Genomic DNA, 2,500 nt, shown 5'->3' on the forward strand with positions numbered 1-2,500 from the left:
TATGGATTGATTAAGATTCTTTAAAGATTTAAGGAAACACAAAGAACCGTTTTGAGGCGGGACAGCTTTTGAGGGTTATTGCATTGATGAGATATTAATGTTATAACGATGAAGAGTTTGATCCTGGCTCAGGATGAACGCTAGCGGCAGGCCTAACACATGCAAGTCGAACGGTAACAGGGAAAAGCTTGCTTTTCCGCTGACGAGTGGCGCACGGGTGCGCAACGCGTATAGAACCTACCCTGTACAGGGGGATAGCCCGGAGAAATTCGGATTAATACCCCGTAGTAATGATGATCGGCATCGGTTATCATTTAAAGTTTTGGCGGTACGGGATGGCTATGCGTCCTATTAGCTAGATGGTGAGGTAACGGCTCACCATGGCTATGATAGGTAGGGGCCCTGAGAGGGGGATCCCCCACACTGGTACTGAGACACGGACCAGACTCCTACGGGAGGCAGCAGTGAGGAATATTGGACAATGGGCGAAGGCCTGATCCAGCCATGCCGCGTGCAGGAAGACAGCCCTATGGGTTGTAAACTGCTTTTATACGGGAAGAATAATCACGACGTGTCGTGAGATGACGGTACCGTAAGAATAAGGACCGGCTAACTCCGTGCCAGCAGCCGCGGTAATACGGAGGGTCCGAGCGTTATCCGGAATCATTGGGTTTAAAGGGTCCGCAGGCGGGCGATTAAGTCAGGGGTGAAATGGTACGGCTCAACCGTAGCACTGCCCTTGATACTGGTTGTCTTGAGTCATAGTGAAGTGGCCGGAATATGTAGTGTAGCGGTGAAATGCATAGATATTACATAGAACACCGATTGCGAAGGCAGGTCACTAACTATCGACTGACGCTGATGGACGAAAGCGTGGGGAGCGAACGGGATTAGATACCCCGGTAGTCCACGCCGTAAACGATGGATACTAGCTGTCGGGCTTTAGGGTTCGGCGGCCAAGCGAAAGTGATAAGTATCCCACCTGGGGAGTACGTTCGCAAGAATGAAACTCAAAGGAATTGACGGGGGCCCGCACAAGCGGTGGAGCATGTGGTTTAATTCGATGATACGCGAGGAACCTTACCAGGGCTTAAATGCAGAATGACAGGTTTAGAGATAGACTTTTCTTCGGACATTTTGCAAGGTGCTGCATGGTTGTCGTCAGCTCGTGCCGTGAGGTGTCAGGTTAAGTCCTATAACGAGCGCAACCCTTGCCGTCAGTTGCCAACAGGTAATGCTGGGGACTCTGGCGGGACTGCCGGTGCAAACCGTGAGGAAGGTGGGGACGACGTCAAATCATCACGGCCCTTACGTCCTGGGCCACACACGTGCTACAATGGCCGGTACAGAGAGCAGCCATCCGGCAACGGAGAGCGAATCTATAAAACCGGTCACAGTTCGGATCGGGGTCTGCAACTCGACCCCGTGAAGCTGGAATCGCTAGTAATCGGATATCAGCCATGATCCGGTGAATACGTTCCCGGGCCTTGTACACACCGCCCGTCAAGCCATGGAAGCCGGGAGTGCCTGAAGTCCGTCACCGCAAGGAGCGGCCTAGGGCAAAATCGGTAACTAGGGCTAAGTCGTAACAAGGTAGCCGTACCGGAAGGTGCGGCTGGAACACCTCCTTTCTAGAGAATTGATGCTTTGATTCGAAGAAGTGGTCATACAAACTGCCATCAGGGCGGTTCTGGAGTTTCTTTCTTTAAAGGGTTTTAAAGCTGTCTACCATTATTTTAAAATAAATGCAGTCTCATAGCTCAGCTGGTTAGAGCGCTACACTGATAATGTAGAGGTCGGCAGTTCGAGTCTGCCTGAGACTACTAAGAGTCGAAGGCAGTAAAAGATTGACTGCTTGCCACGCATGAGCGTGGAGACTACAAACCAGGCAAGGGCCTGGCAAAAGATAAACACCAAATTCCAGGCACCAAGTTGGAATGCGATTTTTGGAATTTGGAATTTGTTACTTGGAATTTCCCTTTAGGGGATACGTTCATTGAAAAGGAATAGACTGGAAATTTTAGAGGCTGAAGGAGAGTCCTCAGTGGAATTTGGAATTTGGAATTTGGAATTTCCATTTCATGGGGAATTAGCTCAGCTGGCTAGAGCGCCTGCCTTGCACGCAGGAGGTCATCGGTTCGACTCCGATATTCTCCACTAGACCCTTAGGGTCAAATTCTAAAACACAAATTCCAAGCACCAAGCGATTGGAATTTGGAATTTGAAATTTGGAATTTGCTCATTAACGGGTCCGCTTACCGCCTTTTAAGGCAAAGAGAAGCGTAAGCGCAACGTTCATTGACATATTGGGATAGGGTTTGTAGTTTGAATCTTGCTGGCGTAAGCTGGATGGGGTGAGAGCTACAGACTTGTAAAGACACGAATTTACATTAAAGAGTAAGGTATGAAGAGATACCTTAAGAGATATTAGAATACGAGGCAAAGGCGACAAGCTAAATAAGGGCGTATGGGGAATGCCTAGGCTCTCAGAGGCGAAGAA

The 2,500-nt window shown here is 49.3% G+C and carries 2 tRNA genes and 2 rRNA genes (1 of these 4 cut by a window edge); all 4 read left to right on the forward strand.

Annotation, left to right across the window (positions count from 1 at the left end):
- Nucleotides 1–105: 105 nt before the first annotated feature.
- Nucleotides 106–1,631, forward strand: a 16S ribosomal RNA gene (locus GWK09_RS14675).
- A gap of 118 nt (nucleotides 1,632–1,749) precedes the next feature.
- Nucleotides 1,750–1,823: transfer RNA gene (locus GWK09_RS14680), tRNA-Ile, on the forward strand.
- A gap of 260 nt (nucleotides 1,824–2,083) precedes the next feature.
- Nucleotides 2,084–2,157, forward strand: a tRNA-Ala gene (locus GWK09_RS14685).
- Nucleotides 2,158–2,446: 289 nt separating this feature from the next.
- Nucleotides 2,447–2,500: ribosomal RNA gene (locus GWK09_RS14690) — 23S ribosomal RNA — on the forward strand; it runs 2,785 nt beyond the window's last position.
- Together the 16S and 23S rRNA genes with 2 tRNA genes alongside form the textbook arrangement of a ribosomal RNA operon.

It is taken from the genome of Muriicola jejuensis (assembly GCF_010671595.1).
GTDB lineage: Bacteria > Bacteroidota > Bacteroidia > Flavobacteriales > Flavobacteriaceae > Muriicola > Muriicola jejuensis.